The sequence below is a fragment of the Photorhabdus noenieputensis genome, from assembly GCF_018448935.1.
In the GTDB taxonomy this organism is placed as follows: Bacteria; Pseudomonadota; Gammaproteobacteria; order Enterobacterales; family Enterobacteriaceae; genus Photorhabdus; species Photorhabdus noenieputensis.
The window spans coordinates 130316-150374 of the sequence record NZ_RCWC01000001.1 but is presented as its reverse complement, the minus strand read 5'-3'; the positions used below and the strand labels follow the sequence as shown (position 1 = coordinate 150374).

19 protein-coding genes are annotated in these 20059 nt (G+C 43.1%); 9 read left to right on the top strand and 10 right to left on the bottom strand.

What is annotated here, in order from left to right:
- Positions 1 to 282: 282 nt before the first annotated feature.
- A complete protein-coding gene (locus tag EAE91_RS00720; RefSeq protein WP_339918256.1) occupies positions 283 to 1290 on the top strand; it encodes a DUF1120 domain-containing protein in 1008 nt (335 codons plus the stop codon).
- Positions 1291 to 1413: 123 nt separating this feature from the next.
- Here EAE91_RS00720 and ampE read toward each other — a convergent pair whose 3' ends face one another.
- Positions 1414 to 2268: a beta-lactamase regulator AmpE gene (gene ampE, locus EAE91_RS00715; protein ID WP_214086827.1), complete on the bottom strand. Its 855-nt coding sequence runs from the start codon at positions 2266 to 2268 to the stop codon at positions 1414 to 1416.
- Between the two features lie 491 nt (positions 2269 to 2759).
- Between ampE and nadC the strand changes: the two genes are divergently transcribed.
- The 7 genes from nadC (at position 2760) to yacG (ending at position 8774) form a co-directional block, all read left to right on the top strand.
- Positions 2760 to 3650 carry a carboxylating nicotinate-nucleotide diphosphorylase gene (gene nadC / locus EAE91_RS00710; RefSeq protein ID WP_214086826.1) on the top strand — a complete coding sequence of 297 codons (891 nt, stop codon included), beginning with the start codon at positions 2760 to 2762 and terminating at the stop codon, positions 3648 to 3650.
- A gap of 201 nt (positions 3651 to 3851) precedes the next feature.
- Positions 3852 to 4274, top strand: coding sequence for a prepilin peptidase-dependent pilin (ppdD, locus tag EAE91_RS00705; RefSeq protein WP_011147801.1), 423 nt, complete (start codon positions 3852 to 3854; stop codon positions 4272 to 4274).
- Between the two features lie 167 nt (positions 4275 to 4441).
- The gene (gene gspE / locus EAE91_RS00700) at positions 4442 to 5884 is read left to right on the top strand and encodes a type II secretion system protein GspE (protein WP_214086825.1); all 1443 of its coding nucleotides are present in this window, start codon (positions 4442 to 4444) and stop codon (positions 5882 to 5884) included.
- Between the two features lie 2 nt (positions 5885 to 5886).
- Complete coding sequence (hofC, locus tag EAE91_RS00695) at positions 5887 to 7086, top strand: protein transport protein HofC (protein WP_214086824.1); 1200 nt, start codon at positions 5887 to 5889, stop codon at positions 7084 to 7086.
- 91 nt (positions 7087 to 7177) lie between these two features.
- Positions 7178 to 7801: a dephospho-CoA kinase gene (gene coaE, locus EAE91_RS00690; protein WP_214086823.1), complete on the top strand. Its 624-nt coding sequence runs from the start codon at positions 7178 to 7180 to the stop codon at positions 7799 to 7801.
- Positions 7794 to 8546 carry a cell division protein ZapD gene (gene zapD / locus EAE91_RS00685; protein WP_214086822.1) on the top strand — a complete coding sequence of 251 codons (753 nt, stop codon included), beginning with the start codon at positions 7794 to 7796 and terminating at the stop codon, positions 8544 to 8546. Before coaE ends, zapD begins: the two co-directional genes overlap by 8 nt.
- Positions 8547 to 8576: 30 nt before the next feature.
- The gene (gene yacG / locus EAE91_RS00680; RefSeq protein ID WP_036777504.1) at positions 8577 to 8774 is read left to right on the top strand and encodes a DNA gyrase inhibitor YacG; all 198 of its coding nucleotides are present in this window, start codon (positions 8577 to 8579) and stop codon (positions 8772 to 8774) included.
- A gap of 37 nt (positions 8775 to 8811) precedes the next feature.
- Here yacG and mutT read toward each other — a convergent pair whose 3' ends face one another.
- The 3 genes from mutT to secM form a co-directional block, all read right to left on the bottom strand.
- Positions 8812 to 9204 carry an 8-oxo-dGTP diphosphatase MutT gene (gene mutT, locus EAE91_RS00675; RefSeq protein ID WP_214086821.1) on the bottom strand — a complete coding sequence of 131 codons (393 nt, stop codon included), beginning with the start codon at positions 9202 to 9204 and terminating at the stop codon, positions 8812 to 8814.
- 144 nt (positions 9205 to 9348) lie between these two features.
- Complete coding sequence (gene secA, locus EAE91_RS00670; protein ID WP_214086820.1) at positions 9349 to 12060, bottom strand: preprotein translocase subunit SecA; 2712 nt, start codon at positions 12058 to 12060, stop codon at positions 9349 to 9351.
- A gap of 82 nt (positions 12061 to 12142) precedes the next feature.
- Entirely contained in the window at positions 12143 to 12667 is a 525-nt protein-coding gene (gene secM, locus EAE91_RS00665) for a secA translation cis-regulator SecM (protein WP_214086819.1), read from the bottom strand.
- A 32-nt stretch (positions 12668 to 12699) separates the two neighbouring features.
- Here secM and EAE91_RS00660 point away from each other — a divergent pair, with 32 nt between their 5' ends.
- Positions 12700 to 13224 (top strand): DUF721 domain-containing protein, encoded by a 525-nt coding sequence (locus EAE91_RS00660; protein ID WP_214086818.1) that lies wholly within the window; start codon positions 12700 to 12702, stop codon positions 13222 to 13224.
- An 88-nt stretch (positions 13225 to 13312) separates the two neighbouring features.
- Here the strand turns inward: EAE91_RS00660 and lpxC are convergent, their stop codons facing one another.
- The 6 genes from lpxC to murC form a co-directional block, all read right to left on the bottom strand.
- A complete protein-coding gene (gene lpxC, locus EAE91_RS00655) occupies positions 13313 to 14230 on the bottom strand; it encodes a UDP-3-O-acyl-N-acetylglucosamine deacetylase (protein WP_214086817.1) in 918 nt (305 codons plus the stop codon).
- A gap of 98 nt (positions 14231 to 14328) precedes the next feature.
- A complete protein-coding gene (ftsZ, locus tag EAE91_RS00650) occupies positions 14329 to 15489 on the bottom strand; it encodes a cell division protein FtsZ (RefSeq protein ID WP_011147812.1) in 1161 nt (386 codons plus the stop codon).
- A gap of 62 nt (positions 15490 to 15551) precedes the next feature.
- On the bottom strand, positions 15552 to 16808 hold the full coding sequence (gene ftsA, locus EAE91_RS00645; protein ID WP_214086816.1) for a cell division protein FtsA: 1257 nt from the start codon (positions 16806 to 16808) through the stop codon (positions 15552 to 15554).
- Positions 16809 to 16849: 41 nt separating this feature from the next.
- A complete protein-coding gene (gene ftsQ / locus EAE91_RS00640) occupies positions 16850 to 17656 on the bottom strand; it encodes a cell division protein FtsQ (protein WP_214086815.1) in 807 nt (268 codons plus the stop codon).
- Between the two features lies 1 nt (position 17657).
- Positions 17658 to 18578 (bottom strand): D-alanine--D-alanine ligase, encoded by a 921-nt coding sequence (locus EAE91_RS00635; RefSeq protein ID WP_214086814.1) that lies wholly within the window; start codon positions 18576 to 18578, stop codon positions 17658 to 17660.
- A complete protein-coding gene (gene murC / locus EAE91_RS00630) occupies positions 18571 to 20046 on the bottom strand; it encodes a UDP-N-acetylmuramate--L-alanine ligase (RefSeq protein WP_214087037.1) in 1476 nt (491 codons plus the stop codon). Before murC ends, EAE91_RS00635 begins: the two co-directional genes overlap by 8 nt.
- Positions 20047 to 20059 lie beyond the last annotated feature (13 nt).

Below are 20059 nucleotides of genomic sequence, written 5' to 3'. Positions count from 1 at the left end.
ACCATGATCTGTATGCCCAGTGAAATATCACCTGTATCGCTTTTGCATCTGGGACATAGCCAAAAGAGATGTTATTCCCAGAAGTTAAACAAGCGATTTGAACAGATGAATAATTTGGAGAGAAGAAGGATGTTAAACACTAAACATTTATGGGGCGGTAATGTAGAGAATCAAGCTCCAACCATCATGAGTCTAGGGGTATCATTGCTCTTTTTATTAACCTCTTTGCCGCTCCAAGCAACAGAGAATTATCAGGACTGCGAGACTGAACTGGTGAATAAGGTGAGCAATGTTACCGTCACCGGCTATGCCATGATGCCGAACAACAAAGATAAGCGTGATTATTCACGGGATGAAATAGTGGGTTATACCACCAGTGGCCCTCTTGACTGGTCGGCAACTTGTCGCGTCCCCACCGGGACGCAGTTGATGGCCTACACCGTGGGATCGGGAACCGGCTCATTGATCTCTTTGTCTTCACCGAGTAGCGTCCGGGTAGGAAATGCGGGCGATTTTATGGTTGATATCGGGCAATCTTCACTCTCTTGCCAGACGCATGGTTCACCCAATACCTATCAATCAGCCAGTCTGGTCAAAGGGAATACCGGCGTTAACATTCCCTGCGTTCCAGATGCCAACGGTCTGGTTGATATCAGTGTCCGCTCGGTGACCGGGGCAATTTACCCGGACAATGACGGGAATTTCAATGCAAAACCGGGTGGAAGTCATTTGTCAGTTGGCGCGATCGGTTGGACTCCAACGGCCGTATCGGGTTCCAACGGCATGCTGAAACCCCTGTGGACCACGGTCATCCTCTCACCGGTCAAAAAGCCGTCCACCTGTGCGGTAGTTCTTACTCCGTCATCGGTGGATTGGGGAACGGTGAAAAGAGCCGGTAAACAGGCGGGAGATACACTGGCATCGGCCAGACAGATCAGGATAAACAGCACCTGTTCCGGTGATGACGAGGTATTCCAAAATTCACGCCTGCTCTACCGGATCGATGGACCGTTCGTGCCGGGCAAACCGCATGCGCTGGCCTCGTCAATAGATCAGGTCGCCTTCGCGTTCTTCGATTTTGCCAATAAACCCTTATCACTCAGTACCGGGCACCGAGGTACAGGGGAGGAATCGAGATATGTTAAGCTCGGAGACGACAGTTATACCGCTTCAACGCAACTGTCTGTGGTACCGGTTCTATTGAAGACTGACGGTGCTGGCGGGCTAGCCCGGGCTGTCGCCGTTATTTCTGTATGGTCGGATGTTAACTTCATCGAACCCTCTGCTTAGTTGTTATTGTTGCAGCGCCAGTCGGCGCTGCATAAACCGGCTCTAATAGCTAAAGTTAAGTCAAACAACGCCATACACGGAATGAAAGAAACCTGAATTCATCAGAATCATTAAGCCAACGAATCAAACCAATGCTCCATAAATTGTCAGTAAGGCAACGACAACGATAATAGAGAACGTCACTTTTTTCGCCAGTATCACCGCAGCAATAGGCGTTTGAATTGAATCAAGATGAGGTTCGCGACTTAGTGAAAACTGAGCAAGTTGACAGAGCACTTTATATTGTGAGGTTCTTAAATCACTCAGAGAAGCAACCCACGCCGGTAAAGCTCGCTCACCATGCCCTAATAAAGCATAAGTCACGCCAGCCAGACGAACAGGAATCCAATCCAACCAATGCAACAAGCCATCAACGCCAGATTGCGCTCGCTGAACCGGCGTACCATATTGTGCCAACCATCCCTGATAAGCCCTTAAGAAACAATATCCCATTAAAGCGACCGGCCCTAAATCGCCCGCTACAATCAACCAAAAAATCGGCGCTAGATAATAGCGAAAATTTATCCATAGCAACGCATTTTGTATCTCTCGCAACATACTCTCTTTGCTAACATCAGAAGGTAAACCATGAATAATGGCGAGACGCGTAAGATATTCTCTTTGTTGTTCCCTGTTATCCTGATGAACAGTACGAAAATATTCACGATAATCATGCCGTAAGCGCCCTGCCCCGATGCACAGCAAACAAATGAACACCCATAAAACCAGTTCAAGAATCCCGAACATAAAATCATTTAATACTTCAATTAATATCCATGTAATCATCATGACGACTAACGTCATTAAAAGGCTTTTCCATAACGAAAAGGATTTCAAATTGGTAAACAATGGCTCAAGACGGTGCTCCAATTGCCAATGGTCACCCATTTTAAAAACCCGTTCCCACGCCAACACTAACAACAGTATAAAGAGAGTCATTCTTTCTGCTCCTGCAATAATTGCTGGTAATGTGTCCAATCGAAAATAAAGTCCCAGATCAATTTTTTTCCCAGAACAACATCATTATAGCCAGTGATATGCTCTTTTATATCCGGGTCTGCCTATAAGCCATTGTGTCAGTACAAACAAAGCTTTCCTGGAGACAAACTAATACGATGAATATACCCGTTATCTTTCAAGTTGCCTCTTTGTTGGCAGCACTCACCCCGGTCACATAGTTCTCTGTGCTCCCAGGGATTCGCTCCCTTGCCGTCGCGATCCATCTTGAAATCATAGGGTATAACTAATAAAACGGTTGCTCACCTGTGGGCACAAATCGTGTGAAAGAATTTTTCTAACTCAATTCATCATGCAACCACATTTTTTCCCATCCTAAATCTAGATAACAAAACCAAGATAGTAGTTGTTCACTGCGCAACAGGGTAGCATGTTAAGACCATTAATATTGTTATCACCGCTGGAGCTTTTTAATGACAAAACAAAATTGCAATACGGATCAGCGCCGTGCTGTTCTTATGGAACACTTGCAAAACGACATTCCTGCCAATGTAACCCTCGCACTAAAAGAAGATCTGGGTGGAAATACAAATTTCACCTCTGATATTACCGGCCAATTAATTCCCACAGATAAACAAGCCACTGCCGTCATTATCACTCGGGAAGATGGCATTTTCTGTGGACAACAATGGCTGAATGAGGTTTTTACTCAATTAGGCGACCAAATCTCCATCGAATGGTTAGTCAAAGATAGTGATGCGATTACAACCAACCAAAAACTCTGCATATTACGAGGCCCAGCACAGATATTACTAACCGGTGAACGCACCGCCCTTAACTTTATTCAAACTCTCTCTGGCGTTGCAACAGAAACCAGTCATTATGTTCACCATCTTGCCGGTTTAAAAACCCAATTACTTGATACGCGCAAAACGCTACCAGGATTACGCACCGCCCTAAAATATGCCGTACTTTGCGGAGGTGGTAATAATCACCGCCTTGGATTATTCGATGCTTTCCTTATCAAAGAAAACCATATTATTGCCAATGGCTCTATTAAACAGGCAGTAGATAAAGCTCGTTATTCTCACCCCGGTGTCCCTGTTGAAGTCGAAGTAGAAACGCTGGATGAACTCATTCTGGCACTAAAAGCTAATGTTGATATTATTATGCTAGATAATTTTACTATTCCAATGATGAAAGAAGCCGTCGCTATCACATCAGGTAAAGTCGCTTTAGAAGTATCTGGTAATATCACCCTAGATACTCTGCGCAGTTATGCTGAAACCGGCATTGACTTTATTTCTGTTGGAGCACTCACCAAACATATTAGAGCATTAGATCTCTCCATGCGCTTTCAGTAATTAGCAATAATAATATTGATGGTGGTGTAAATCAGCAATGAGTAACGAGAAAATTTGCGAACACCACCGTAAATATTTTTGCAAACCTTGCAATTCATAAATCTTTTTTCGAGTCAATTCCATAACCTCCATATATCCTGTTTTATTTTTTTCTCTTTCCGTCATTCTCTATACCTCAATACCACAACACGGAGAAAAAATATGAAACAACAAGGATTTACTTTAATGGAGATCATGGTTGCCATTGCTATCATTTCCATCTTAAGTGCTATTGGCATTCCTAGTTATCAAGGATATATCCAGAAAGCCGCTTTAACAGATATACTACAAAATATTGTACCTTATAAATCAGGTATAGAACTTTGCGGTTTTGAAACTGAAGATTTCAATGGTTGCAATGCAGGAGCAGTGTCAATTCCAAAAGAACATAACAGCAGATATATCGATAACATTTCAGTTAAAAATGGGGAAGTTACCATTAACGGTAAACAGAGTCTTAAAAACCTTAGTGTTACATTAAAGCCGACACAAAATACACAAACAGGGATAATTAAATGGAATATTAAATGTGAATCGACAAACAATTCATTAAAAAGTCGTTGTCAGGAAATATTTGAATTTTAATTCATTAACTCTTATACCCTATGGATTTCAAGATGCATCGCGACGGCAAAGAAGTGAATCCCTAGGAACATAGATAACTATGTGACCGGGGTGAGCGAGCGCAGCCAACAAAGAGGCAACTTGAAAGATGACGGGTATATCAATACACACTTACACAGGAAGCAATAATGAACTCACTTTCAGCAACGGAAAATACATTAATGGAAAAAGAAATTCATGATATTTGTCAACGCCACCAATCTGTTGTGATAAAAAAAGATGATAATACGATAACAATTGCCAGCAGCGAATTACCCAATGATGATTTATTATCAGCATTACGCTTTATTTCCGGATGTATTGTTAATGTAGAAATTTGGCCACTGGCAAGGATCGAATCAATATTGCATCAAAATATTTCACTGAGTCATGTACCAGAGGAAGAACCCGCGTTATTACCACTTATAGCGGATACCAATACAGATGACAATGATGCGCCCGTTATTCAACTTATTAATCAAACTTTATTAACTGCAATTCAACGACGGGCATCCGATATTCATTTTGAACCATTTCAACAAGGTTATCGTATTCGTATCCGGGTTGATGGCGCATTACATCTATTGTCCTCTCCATCTTATCAAATGAATGCAAGCATTGCCGCACGCCTTAAAATAATGGCGAAATTGAATATTGCTGAAAAAAGGTTACCTCAAGATGGACAATTTGATTGGTCTGACACCCGACATAACTATGCTATCCGTATGGCAACTTTGCCAACCATACACGGAGAAAAAGTTGTGCTTAGAATATTAAGTACAATGCAGCAATTATCGTTAGATCAATTAGGTATTCCTGATCCGTTGTTAAATCAACTGCGACAAAAACTCGCATTACCACAAGGGATGATTTTAGTGACTGGTCCAACGGGTAGCGGAAAAACAGTGACTTTATATAGCTGTTTACAATATCTGAACCAGAATAAAAAGAATATTTGCAGTGTAGAGGACCCAGTAGAGATCCCGCTGAATGGCATTAATCAGACACAAACTAATAGCAAAATTGACCTCAATTTTGCCAAGGTATTACGGGCACTATTACGCCAAGATCCTGATGTCATTATGGTGGGAGAAATACGTGATAGCGAGACAGCCGAAATTTCAGTAAAAGCGGCACAAACAGGTCATTTGGTTCTTTCTACATTGCATACTAATTCAACCATAGATACATTATCGCGCCTACAAAATCTGGGTATTTCTGGTTATATGGCTGCTTCTTGTATCAAATTAATTATCGCCCAACGGCTTGTCAGAAAATTATGTCTTCATTGCCGTAAACAACAAACAGAAGAAACCGTTATTAATATTGAAAACAATTCTCTATTTATTAAGCAATGGCTGGCCGTTGGTTGTGAACATTGTTTTTCCGGTTATTATGGTCGAACGGCTATTTATGAATTTTTAGAAATAACTTATGATATTCAACAAATATTATCAGAACAGAATCCTAAAAATGTTCAAAAAACCATTATGTCCCAAAGAAAAGACACTTTACTTTCATCCGGTATTTTATTAGTGGAACAAGGCATTACGTCATTAGAAGAAATTTATCAAGTCACAGGTCAGGAATAATAATGAAAATTCATTATCTTTATAATTGGCAAGCAGTGAACAATAAAGGCGAAATATCAAAAGGGAAATCACTATGTGATAACCGAAAATCTTTATATCAGCAACTTATTCATTCTGGATTGCAACCTTATAATATAAAATGTGAAAAATTGATATTTTATCATCAACAACAAGTTGCTTACCGTCTGAATTTTATTCGTCAATTGGCAACACTATTATCATCAGGAATGCCATTACTAAATTGCCTCAATATTCTTATTCGTGAATGTGCTCATCCACTCTGGCACTGTGTATTATCAGATATTAGTAAAAATATTACCCGCGGAGAACCATTTTCATCTTCATTAAAAAATTATCCATTTCTATTTCCGCCTTTATTTTGTCAACTTATTACTGTTGGCGAACTAACCGGACAATTAGAAATCTGCTGTCAATTATTAGTTAAACAACAGGAGCAACAAGATAAATTACAGAAGAAAATAGCAAAAGCTCTGCGTTACCCTCTGATTATTACCGTTGTTGCCAGCATCATTATTTTATTGATGCTTATTTTTGTTCTACCTGAATTTGAGCATATTTATCATTCATTTGACGCACAACTTCCCCTACTTACCCGTAGTTTATTAATAACTTCCAACTGGCTAATTCAATATGGTGGCTATGGTGTTACTGGAATAATTATATTTCTTCTATTTTACCTACAATTACGTCAACGCCATACAATCTGGATTACTCGTGAAAAAAACTTAATGTTACGTTTACCCGTTATTGCAAAATTAATTAGTTGCCAGCAATTAGGGCAACTTTTCCATATTCTGTTCATGACACAAAAAGCTGGACTGACACTCACCGCAGGGTTAGATAGTGCTATTGCATCAATAAATCATCCGGTATTTCTGCAAGCGACTAAATTTTTACGAGCTCAAATTAATCAAGGGATACCAATGAGCGAAACACTGAAACAACAATCTTGTTTTCCTGCTCTGTGTCAACAGTTTGTCAGTGTTGGCGAAGAATCTGGCAATCTAGAATTGTTATTAGAAAATCTCGCTAACTGGTACCAACAACAAGCATTGGAAATTTCTGATAATATGACCCAGTTACTAGAACCAATACTTATAGTCATAATAGCGATTATTGTCGGTGCACTATTGCTCGCAATGTATTTACCCATTTTTCAGCTAGGTACGATACTCACCTAAAGTAAAAATGATTCCATAGCTTTGTCTCTAGGTCATCTGCCTCCTTTCGGTTACAATCCCAAAATAGTATCAAGTAATATTAAGGGATAGGATGACTTATATTATTGCACTCACAGGTGGGATTGGCAGCGGTAAAACCACGATCGCCAATGCTTTTGCAGAGCTTGGTGTTCCTCTTGTTGATGCAGATATTATTGCCAGAGAAGTCGTTGTTCCTGGAACTCCTGCTCTACAAGCCATCACCGAACACTTTGGTCATGACATATTGATACCCGATGGCAGCCTTAACCGAGCACTGTTACGCCAGAAAATATTCACAAACAAACAAGAAAAACAGTGGGTTAATCAACTGCTTCACCCTCTAATACATCAAGAAACCCAACGGCAATTGAAACAGATAACTGCACCTTATGTTATTTGGGTTGTCCCATTATTAGTCGAAAATAATTTGGGGCATCTGGCAGATCGAATTCTAGTCGTTGACGTTTCACCTGAATTACAAATCAGCCGGGTAGCCACTCGTGATGGTATTAACAACCAACAGGTTGAAAATATTTTGGCTGCCCAGGTATCTCGTAGCGAGAGGCTGGCTTATGCCGATGACATTATCTCAAATCATGATAATGTACAGGCAATTGTTCCTCGTGTTGCCGAACTACATCAACAATATTTAAGGTTAGCTAGATCAGCCAGGCAGGATAATCATGATGAGTGACACAATTTCTACAGTCATTTTTGAACACCCACTGAATGAAAAAATGCGGGCATGGTTGAGAATTGAATCTTCTCTGCAACAACTCACCAGTCAACGCCATTTAGACTCACTGGCAAGCAGCCTCGCCTTTTTCCGCACAGTTACTGAGTTACTTGAAGTGCTAGAACGAGGGGAGGTACGTTCAGAATTACTAAAAGAATTGGAACGCCAACAGGCAAAATTAAAACAATGGGCTGAAATACCCGATGTTGATATTAATATCGTCAATAGCTTCAGATTAAAACTGAAAGAGCGAGCTACCGCATTAAGTAAAGCACCACGGCTGGGACAATCCCTAAAAGAAGATAAAATTATTAGCATGGTACGCCAGCGTCTCAGTATTCCAAGTGGTTGTTGCGGTTTTGATCTACCCACCCTACATCTATGGCTTCATTTACCGCAATCAGAAAGGGATAAGATGGTCGCATACTGGATTGATAGTTTGCTACCTCTTCAACAAGCTCTGGAAAGTATTTTAGAACTCATCCGCCAGTCTGCTATTTTTCGTTCAGAAATCAGTAAAAACGGTTTTCATCAGAATACGGCAGAAGGCGCAGATTTACTGAGATTACGTTTACCATTAAAACCTTTACTGTTTCCTCAAATTTCCGGTCATAAGACCCGGTTTGCTATCCGTTTTTTACCATTGGATAGTGAAAAAGGCTCCGTGCCTGCCCATTTACCGTTTGAATTAGCACGTTGCTAATATTACGAACTAATTATTAGGAAAGTTATTATGTCTGAGTTATTAACGATTGAATGTCCAACATGTGGTAAAACCGTAGTTTGGGGGGAAATAAGCCCATATCGCCCATTTTGCAGTAAACGCTGTCAATTAATTGACTTAGGCGGGTGGGCAAATGAAGAGAAACGGATACCAAGCCAAAGTGAAAACTCTGATAGCGACGATTGGAGTGAACAACCAGAGCAATAATAAATAGCCGCGTTATTATAATGCGGCTATTGACAACTCAAGCGGTAAGTAATGCAACAATACTGCGATTAGCTGGCGGGAATTCATCAGCAATTAAATCTTTCTGTAATACCCACCGAGAAAGTTGCCCTTCTTTACCGAAAGGTTCATTTTCCCATCCATCGACCAAGAAGAAATACAGGGTAATTAACCTGTCAGAAAAATCATGTTCAACCGTTTTTACCAGCTCATAATGAGTAACAGTAATACCAATTTCTTCCTGTAATTCACGTACTAAAGCCTGTTCAGGCGTTTCCTCTTTCTCAACTTTCCCGCCAGGGAATTCCCAGAAACCACCCATATGGGCATCAGCATGACGCTGAGTAATAAAAACTTCATGTTGTGTATTTCTAATAATCCCAGCGGCTATATGCAAATGTTTCTTTTCCATATTACTCTTACTTCTTCATCTATTATTTCTGACTGTTCAACAACCAAATACTATATCCAACATTATTCACTTAAAACTAAATTTACTTGAAACTAAATTTACTTGAAACTAACAGTAAAAAGGCGGTTTCCCGCCTTTTTATCATTACTGCAAGCGCCCGTGGCAATGTTTATATTTTTTACCCGAACCACAAGGACAAGGATCATTACGGCCTACTTTACGAGCGCCACTGGCAATCTGAGCTTCTGTTGTAGACATCAATGCGCCTTTTTCAACTTCGTGGCTTAATTGCTGTTGCCTTGCCAAGCGTTCAGCTTCCGCCCGGCGCTGTTGTTCCAATGCCTCTACTTCTTCCGGCAATCTCACTTGAACTTTGCTCAATGTACTAATCACTTCATATTTCAGTGATTCCAGCATGCTTGCAAACATAGCAAAAGATTCACGTTTATATTCCTGTTTTGGATCTTTCTGAGCATAACCACGTAGATGGATACCCTGACGTAGGTAGTCCATTGCTGCCAGATGCTCTTTCCACAGCATATCCAGAGTCTGCAACATGATACCTTTTTCGAAGTTACGCATCATTTCAATGCCAACAATCTCTTCTTTACGTTTATAGACTTCAACAGCCTGTTCAAGGATACGCTCACGCAACGTCTCTTCATGTAGTTCAGGCTCTTTGTCCAACCACTCTTTGATCGGCAGCTCTAAATCGAAATCAGTTACTAAGCGTTGCTGCAAACCTTCCACATCCCACATTTCTTCCAGAGATTGAGGGGGAATATAAGCATCAATGGTTGCTTTAAATACATCTTCACGAATGCTACCAATGGTTTCACTAACATCACTCACATCCAGCAAATCGTTACGCTGGGCATAAATAGCGCGGCGCTGATCGTTAGCAACATCATCGTACTCTAGCAATTGCTTACGTATATCGAAGTTACGGCTCTCTACTTTACGTTGAGCATTAGCAATGGCTTTAGTCACCCACGGATGTTCAATCGCCTCACCTGGTTTCATACCCAATTTACGCATCATGCCAGTGACACGGTCAGAGGCAAAAATACGCATCAGTGAGTCTTCCATTGATAAATAGAAACGGGACGATCCCGCATCCCCTTGACGACCGGAACGCCCACGTAACTGATTATCAATACGACGAGATTCATGACGTTCCGTACCGATAATATGCAAACCGCCTGCGGCTAGAACCATATCATGCCGTTCCTGCCATGCAGATTTAATCTCTTCAATCTGAGCTTCTGTTGGCTCGGTCAGTTTAGCAATTTCTGCCTGCCAACTACCACCTAGCACAATATCCGTACCACGACCAGCCATGTTAGTCGCAATGGTTACCGCGCTCATTTGACCTGCCTGAGCGATAATATCCGCTTCCATTGCATGGAATTTGGCGTTAAGTACGTTGTGCTCAATACCCGCTTTAGTCAGTTCATGGGAAACCAGTTCAGATTTTTCAATAGAAATAGTCCCCACCAATACGGGCTGCCCTTTACCGGTACGTTCACGGATATCTTCAATGATAGCTTCAATTTTTTCAGCTTCGGTCATATAAACCAGATCCGGCAAATCATTACGGATCATTGGGCGGTTTGTCGGCACCACAATGGTATCGAGCTTATAAATAGAGCTAAACTCAAATGCCTCTGTGTCTGCTGTACCGGTCATACCCGCCAGTTTTTCATACAACCGGAAGTAGTTTTGAAAAGTGATAGAAGCCAGGGTTTGGTTCTCATTCTGAATTTCTACGCCTTCTTTGGCTTCAACAGCCTGATGCAACCCATCAGACCAGCGACGCCCCTGCATAGTACGGCCAGTATGTTCATCAACAATGATGACTTCACCATCTTTCACTATATAGTCAACATCACGGGTAAACAGCGCATGAGCACGCAACGCAGCCGTAACATGGTGCATTAACATGATATTAGTTGGTGAATATAGGGATTCACCTTCTTCCATCAATTTGGCTTCCGACAATAATTGTTCAATCAAAACCAAACCGCGTTCCGTCAAGTTAACCTGACGGGATTTTTCATCAACAGAAAAGTGCCCTTCTCCCTGGAAAGTCTCTGAATCGTCTTTTTCCTGACGAATCAATTTAGGGATCAACTTATTGACTTTGATATAAAGTTCAGAACTATCCTCAGCTGGACCAGAAATAATCAATGGCGTTCGCGCTTCGTCAATCAGAATGGAGTCAACTTCATCCACTAGCGCATAATGTAGTTTGCGCTGAACACGCTCTTCCGGGCTAAATGCCATGTTGTCACGAAGATAGTCAAAACCATATTCGTTGTTAGTACCATAGGTAATATCCGCAGCATATGCCTGGCGTTTAACAGGTGCCGGCATACCCGGCAGGTTAATACCAACACTCAATCCCAAAAATTCAAACAGTGGGCGGTTATTTTCAGCGTCGCGCTGTGCCAAATAATCATTCACTGTGACTACGTGAACACCACGCCCTGTTAATGCATTCAAATAAGCAGGCAAAGTCGCTGTTAGTGTTTTACCTTCACCAGTACGCATCTCAGCAATACAACGTTCATTCAGAACCATCCCACCCAGTAACTGAACGTCGAAATGGCGCATAGCAAACACGCGCTTACTTGCTTCACGTACTGTTGCAAATGCTTCAGGCAACAAATTTTCCAGCGACTCCCCCTTTGCTAAACGGGCACGAAATTCGGCTGTTTTACCCTTCAATTCGTCATCAGACAATTTTTCAAACTCTGGTTCCATGCGGTTGATCACATCAACAACTTTACGCATACGACGCAGTGTACGGTCATTACGACTACCAAAAACCTTTGTTAATAATTTAATCAGCATAGTTAATTACATCTCAGATAAGGCCGTTATCTCGCAGCCAGCAAATAGTTGTTTATTTCGGAATTTGTAAAAAAAAGAAGATTCAGAGGTAGGCAGCAGGACCTGCACGAATACCTTGGGCTTTAGCAATCCAAAACGTCGGAGTATAAGAAGGTTGTGATGAAACATTCAGGAGCGATATATCTGAAATGGGTTCCGGTGGCTTAGGCTCCTGAGTTAATAGTGTACTCAAGGTTTCTAGTACAAGCTGCTGAATACTGGAGGAACTTAGCCGGGTATTTTGTTTTGCTGTTTCATCGTTCATAGGTTGGGAAACAGAAAAAACAAAAGAAAGCTGCCTGATCACATTGCGTACAGCGTGTTGTTGCCAATAATTAACACCATTGGCAGGCTGATGTTGAACATTCTGCAATGAAAATAGATTATCAAAAGCGGATAAAGCTTGATTCTGCCAACTCTGGCTAGGGGAAGTATTCGCTTGTGAAATATTATCAGTAACACCTGCTAAAATAGTAGGAACACCAATACTTGCCGCGACCACCCCTAATAACAGATGTGACCAGAAATAACGTCTGCCAAATTGTCGCCAAAGATTTAGAATACCCATTAATCCTTCATCATACCGGAGCTACTGTTATTATGCGCGATAGCCGCCCACAATCATTAGATGTTCTTTTTGAAGACGTCGCTGCCGTTGAGAAAAGCCCGCTTCATGTTATCCAGCAACGTGCCGTCGCTTTGTTAAAACTCAACCGTGCCGTTATCAGCTTGCTTCCCGCACAATTACATCCGTGGTGTCGGGTCGCTAATTATCGCAAACAAATTATGGTACTGGAAGCAGGAAACGCCAGTTGGATGACTAGATTACGTTACGAGCTGCCAACGCTGCTTTCTACACTAAGAAGCGGAATTCTACCATCATTGTCATCCATCGACATCAGGATTAACCCATCACTCATGATTAAGCGTGACAATAGTGCGCAGAGCTTCGCAAAAACAATGCGTGATGATCAAAAAATTTTACCGATACGTCAGTTAAGTCAGGAGAGCGCGAAAGAATTAATCATACTGGCAAACCGTAGCCCAAAAAGGCTAAAGGAAAGATTAGAGCGATTAGCCGCACTGGCCGGAGAGAGTGCCAGTACAGCTAAAACAGAGCGCTAACGCTGAGTAAAAAACATCAGCGAGAACAAAACCACTGATAACATAACCCACTGATATATCATTGAATTATTCTCAGCACACTAGAGAGTTATGCCATTACAGTTGATGGAGCAAGAAAAGCCAATGGCATTTCAGCTTCATCTTCGAAAGTGATCAGTTCCCATGCACTTTCTTGCGCCAGAATTGCCTGCAATAGTTTATTATTCAACGCATGACCAGATTTGAACGCAGTAAATGCGCCGATGATGTTATAGCCACACATAAACAGATCACCAATTGCATCCAGCATTTTATGGCGAACAAATTCGTCTTCAAAACGCAAACCATCTTCATTAAGTACACGATAGTCATCAACAACAATCGCACAATCAAAGCTGCCGCCTAAACATAAACCTTTAGATTGTAAGTACTCAATATCACGCATAAAGCCAAATGTACGTGCACGACTGATTTGACGAACAAACGCTGCTGCCGAGAAATCCAGACAGTAACGTTGAGTGCTTGAATCAATTGCAGGGTGATTGAAATCAATAGTGAAATCCAGACTGAAACCATTATAAGGTGCCATCTCTGCCCACTTATCACCCTCTTCCACACGCACAGTTTCCTTAATCCGCAGGAATTTTTTAGCTACGTTCAGCTCTTCAATGCCCGCATCCAGCAGCAGGAAAACAAACGGGCTAGCGCTACCATCCATAATAGGAATTTCAGGCGCATCAACTTCGATAATAATATTATCGATACCTAACCCTGCAAGCGCTGCATTCAGGTGCTCAACCGTTGAGATTCGCACGTCATGCTCATTTACCAGGCAAGTACAGAGCATAGTATCACGCACGGATTTTGCATCTGCCGGAAAATCAACCGGTGGATTCAAGTCAGTGCGGCGATAGATGACCCCGGTGTTAGCCGGTGCTGGGCGCATTGTTAGCGTGACTTTTTTACCGGTATGCAAACCGACGCCAGTCGACTGAACAATACGTTTAAGTGTCCTTTGTTTGATCATCGTTTTATCTCGCAATGTTATCCATCCTGCCAACCACTATACACTATGGTTGGCGGGGAAGTTTAGCACAAAAAGCGGAGAATCCAATTTTTTAGCTATTAATCGGCCTGTTTACGCAAAAATGCAGGAATATCCAAATAATCTGGCTCCTTGCTAGTTTGTACGCTTTGGTCATTCACCACTTTTGCTGCTGGTTTATTTTCTTCAGACAATGAAGACATACCGCCAGACATTTGCTGATGACGGTGTTCCATTACACTTGACTGAGAAGACTTATTGGTGACCAACGTAATTTCAGGACGTTTATCCATACCAATACCGGTGGCAACCACAGTCACACGCAACTCATCGTTCATGTCTGGGTCCAGAGAGGTACCGATCACGACAGTTGCATTATCAGATGCAAATGCGCGGATCGTGTTACCCACTGTTTCGAACTCATCCAAACGCAGATCAAAGCCAGCAGTAATGTTAACCAGAACACCACGAGCGCCTGACAAGTCGATATCTTCCAGCAATGGACTGGAAATCGCCATCTCAGCGGCTTCTTCTGCGCGATCTTCACCCTGTGCGATACCAGAACCCATCATAGCGTAGCCCATTTCGGACATCACGGTACGCACGTCAGCAAAGTCAACATTCATCAGACCTGGACGCGTGATCAGTTCAGCGATACCCTGAACCGCGCCTTTCAAAACGTCATTAGCTGCGCCGAAAGCATCCAGTAATGAAATGCCACGCCCAAGCACTTTCAACAGTTTGTCGTTAGGGATAGTAATCAATGAATCGACATGCTTGGACAATTCAGTGATCCCTTGTTCGGCAAACGCCATGCGTTTCTTACCTTCGAAATTGAAAGGCTTAGTCACCACAGCAACTGTCAGAATTCCAAGCTCTTTTGCAATTTCAGCTACCACAGGCGCTGCGCCAGTACCGGTACCGCCACCCATACCGGCAGCGATAAATACCATATCCGCGCCATCAAGCGCGGTGCGCAATGCATCCCGATCTTCTTGAGCAGCAGTACGACCAACTTCCGGGTTTGCCCCAGCTCCCAAACCTTTAGTAATACCATTACCAATCTGGATAGTCTGGCCGACAGCCGTTTTACGCAATGCCTGAGCATCCGTATTTACTGCAAAGAATTCAACACCTTCGATGCGTTCACGCACCATGTGCTCAACAGCGTTACCGCCGCCACCGCCGACGCCGATGACCTTAATCACCGCGTCATTGGTTAATTCTATTGGTTCAAACATATAGTTTCTCTCCGCTTTGTGCCTTTATATCGAGGCTAAAAAAACGCAGCCTCTGTATAAAATTAAAACTCTTTTTTCAGCCAGCTACTGACTCTCTTAAACCAGCGACTCACTGAAGCATGTTTTTCAATATCCGCATCACCATTAAGGTGAGAGGCTTTCCCGTAATGCAGCAACCCTACTGCTGTTGAATAATAGGGTTCCTGCGCATAGTCCGTCAGACCAGTAATATTAAGAGGTTGACCAATACGCACCTGAGCGTGGAACACACGCTGAGCGCATTCAGCCAAGCCATCAATCTGAGCAGCACCACCAGTCAAGACAATACCCGCAGCCAAGTGGTGTTTAACCCCCTGCTGGCGTAACTGTTCCTGCAATCGCAAAATTTCATCATTCACTAAATTCAGTAATTCGATGTAACGCGGCTCAATAACCTCAGCCAACGTCTGACGCTGTAAGCTACGTGGTGGACGCCCACCGACACTTGGCACTTCCACACTTTCATCTTTGCTGACTAACGAACCTAGTGCACAACCGTGGCGTACCTTTATCGTTTCTGCATCGCTTGGTGGCGTACCAAAGGCATAAGCAATATCACTGGTGACAACGTTGCCGGCATAAGGGATAACTTTGGTATGACGCAGTGCTCCGCCGGTATACACCGCAATATCCATCGTCCCACCGCCGATATCTACCACGCAAACGCCCAATTCACGCTCGTCTTCGGTCAAAACAGCATAACTGGCAGCCAACCCGGAAAAAATAAGCTGGTCGACTTTCAAACCACAGCGTTCAACGGCTTTTGCAATATTTTTCGCCATATCGTTATGACAGGTAATCAAGTGAACTTTCGCCTGCATACGCACACCAGAAAGCCCCACCGGATTTTTAATGCCTTCCTGATAATCGATGGCATATTCTTGCGGAATAACATGCAGTATTCGGTATTCATCACGTACACGAACTGATTTGGCAGTATGAACAACATTGTCTACATCTTCCTGAGTAACTTCCTCTTCGGAAATAGGAACCATCCCGATTTCATTCTGACAACTGATATGTTTTCCAGATAACGCCAGATAAACAGAGGAAATTTGACAATCCGCCATCAATTCAGCCTGATCGATAGCCCGCTGTACACATTTAACAACCGACTCCAGGTCGTTTACACCGCCTTTATCCATACCGCGGGATGGACAGCTTCCCACCCCGATAATATTAACCATACCATCGGGCAGAATTTCACCAACAAGGGCAGATACCTTTGCTGTGCCAATCTCTAGGCCAACTACTAATTTTCTGTCCGTCGATTTGATCATCGTTGTTCTGCCTGCCTCATATAATTATTGCCAGTAATTGTTTATTGCCCTTTGGCCGGAGCATTAGGATCACCGATTGGTAAAGGTACCCAACCTACCGCGGCACCACTGTCATAACGCAAATCCACGTAATCTACCCTTTTCTCTGTGTTCTGCTGTAACAGTGGATAAAGCTCGATAAAACGTTTAATACGGCCTGTTGTATCCATTCTTCCCAGCTTTAGCTGGATACCATTATCCAGCGTCAGTTGCCAGGAACGACGCGCAGTCATTGCCGCCGCTTTTAATTTCAATTTATTGGCAGCGAGAAGTTTAGCCATAGCTCGGTAACCATCAAGTACTTCTTTTTCACTGCCTTGTGGGCCATAAAGCATCGGGAAATACCCTTTAACTTCCCATTCAGTCGGCATGCTGAATACCTGACCTTCTGCATCCAGCATTTGTGTTTCATTCCAGCGCACATAAGGGACATATTCTACCAGATGAATTCTCAGTTCATCAGGCCACTGTTTACGGACAGTGACTTGCCTTATCCACGGCATCCGTTCAATTTGTTGCTGAATGATATTCACATCCTGCGTCATGAAAGTTCCCGGTTGCCCTAATGACAAAATTGCCTGCCGGATATCATCGTTGGTAGTGTAGTGACGCTCACCCGTTACCACCAATTTTGAAATAGGCAATCTGTTCGCATCTTTCATCCAGTTAAGGACGGCCCAACCTCCCCAAATAATGGTCCCAATTACCATCAGGAAGAAGATAAGCCCTGCCAGGTAAGAGCCGTTACTAGGACGGGAACTGCTATTTTCATTATCCCGTCCCCTTACTTTCAGGGCCGCTTGAGACATATCAATCAGCCAACTCCAAAATCTTTGCCACCAACTGTGAAAAACTTAATCCAGCCTGACGCGCAGCCATCGGTACCAAGCTGTGGCTGGTCATCCCTGGCGATGTATTCACCTCCAGCAAATAGAAACCACCATCAGTATCCATCATGACATCTACCCGTCCCCAACCACTACATCCTACTGATTGATAAGCTTTAAGCGCCATTTCTACCAATTGCTGCTCTTTTTCATCACTTAAGCCACTTGGGCAAAAATACTGTGTTTCTTCAGACAGATATTTTGCATCATAGTCATAAAAAATAGCAGCGGGTTGAATACGAATAGAAGGTAAAGCCGTATCACCAAGGATGGCTACCGTGTATTCCGGGCCGTACAACCATTTTTCTATCAGCAAGTCAACGTCATAACGAAACGCGGTCTCTAATGCGCCACGCAACTCAGAAATCTCATTAACCTTAGTCATACCAACACTGGAACCTTCCAGACTTGGCTTAACAATTAATGGCAGACCTAAATCTGCTACATATTCTTGGAGTTGAAAATCTGTCAATCGTTCAAATTGCTGAGAATTCATTGAAACATATGGCGAAACAGTCAATCCAATTCCCTGCCATAACTGTTTTGTGCGCAATTTGTCCATTGACAATGCGGAGGCCATCACGCCACTACCGGTATAGGGCAACTGCAAAAATTCTAATACACCTTGCAAAGTACCATCTTCCCCACCGCGCCCATGAAGCGCGATAAAGACTTTCTCAAATCCGGCATCTTTAAGTTGAGTCACAGGAAAATCTTTTGTATCAACTGGATGAGCATCAATACCTGCTTCTCTCAATCCAGCCAACACGGCGTGTCCCGATAACAGCGAAACTTCACGCTCAGCAGAAGTTCCCCCCAACAGTACCGCGACTTTCTCAGCCATTGCGTTTTTCCTCATTCAAAGATGGCTGTAATTTTGTTTCAGCCAGATTACGCGCTATTTTGCCTATATTGCCGGCCCCTTGAACCAGAATTAAATCATCACCATCCAACACCTGGGCCAACGCAGCGGTTACCTTCGCCGGATCAGATACCAAAATCGGATCTAACTTACCGCGACTACGGATAGTACGGCACAATGAACGGCTATCTGCCCCCGGAATAACCGCTTCACCCGCAGAGTAAACGTCCAACATCAGCAATACATCTACCTGATTCAACACATTGGCAAAGTCATCGTATAAATCACGGGTTCGGGTATAACGATGAGGTTGGAATATCATCACAATACGTTTATCCGGCCAGCCAGCACGGGCGGCTTTAATCGTTGCGTCCACTTCCGTTGGATGATGACCATAATCATCAACCAACATCGCATTGCCACTTTTGCCGTTAACATGTTCCAGAGAAAAATTGCCCAAAAAATCAAAACGGCGGCCGGTTCCCTGAAAACCTGCCAACGCAGCCAAAATATCACTGCCAGAAATACCCTCTTCAGTCGCAACAGCCACTGCCGCCGCCGCATTCAGTGCATTATGGCGACCTGGTGCATTCAATACGACTTTCAGATCCGCCATATCTTGACGACTGACAGTAAAATATCCCTGAGCACCTTTTTGCTCATAATGGGTAATTCGGACATCTGCTTCTTCACTAAAACCATACGTTGTGATATAGCGCCCCACACGAGGGACTAACTCTTTGACAACCGGATCATCTATGCACATAACTGCACGCCCATAGAAAGGTAAATTGTGCAAAAAGTTAATAAACGTCTGTTTCAGGTTTTCGAAGTCACCATGATAGGTATCCATATGGTCAGCTTCGATATTCGTAATGACCGCCACCATCGGCTGCAAATGCAAGAAAGAAGCATCACTTTCGTCAGCTTCCGCAATTAAATAACGGCTACTGCCAAGACGAGCATGTGTTCCCGCTGCTTTAACTAAACCACCATTAACAAAAGTGGGATCTAAGCCAGCCTGTGCATAGATGCTAGAAATCATCGCCGTTGTCGTTGTTTTACCGTGAGTCCCGGCAATAGCAATACCATGACGGTAGCGCATGAGTTCTGCCAACATCTCCGCTCTGCGAATAACCGGAATTCGGGCCTCACGAGCTGCAACAATTTCCGGGTTATCCGCCTGAATTGCGCTTGAAGCCACAACAACACTGGCATCCAGTATATTTTCAGGACGATGATTAAAATAAATTTGAGCGCCCAACTTAGTCAGTTGCCGAGTTACCGGGTTTGGCGCTAAATCAGATCCACTAATCTGATAACCTTCATTAGCCAACACTTCGGCGATCCCCCCCATGCCAGCACCACCAATGCCAACAAAGTGGATGTGCCTGACTTTTCTCATCTCAGGCACGAAAGCTCTTAATTTCGCCAATTGTTGTGTATTCACGTTTTCTTCTTCA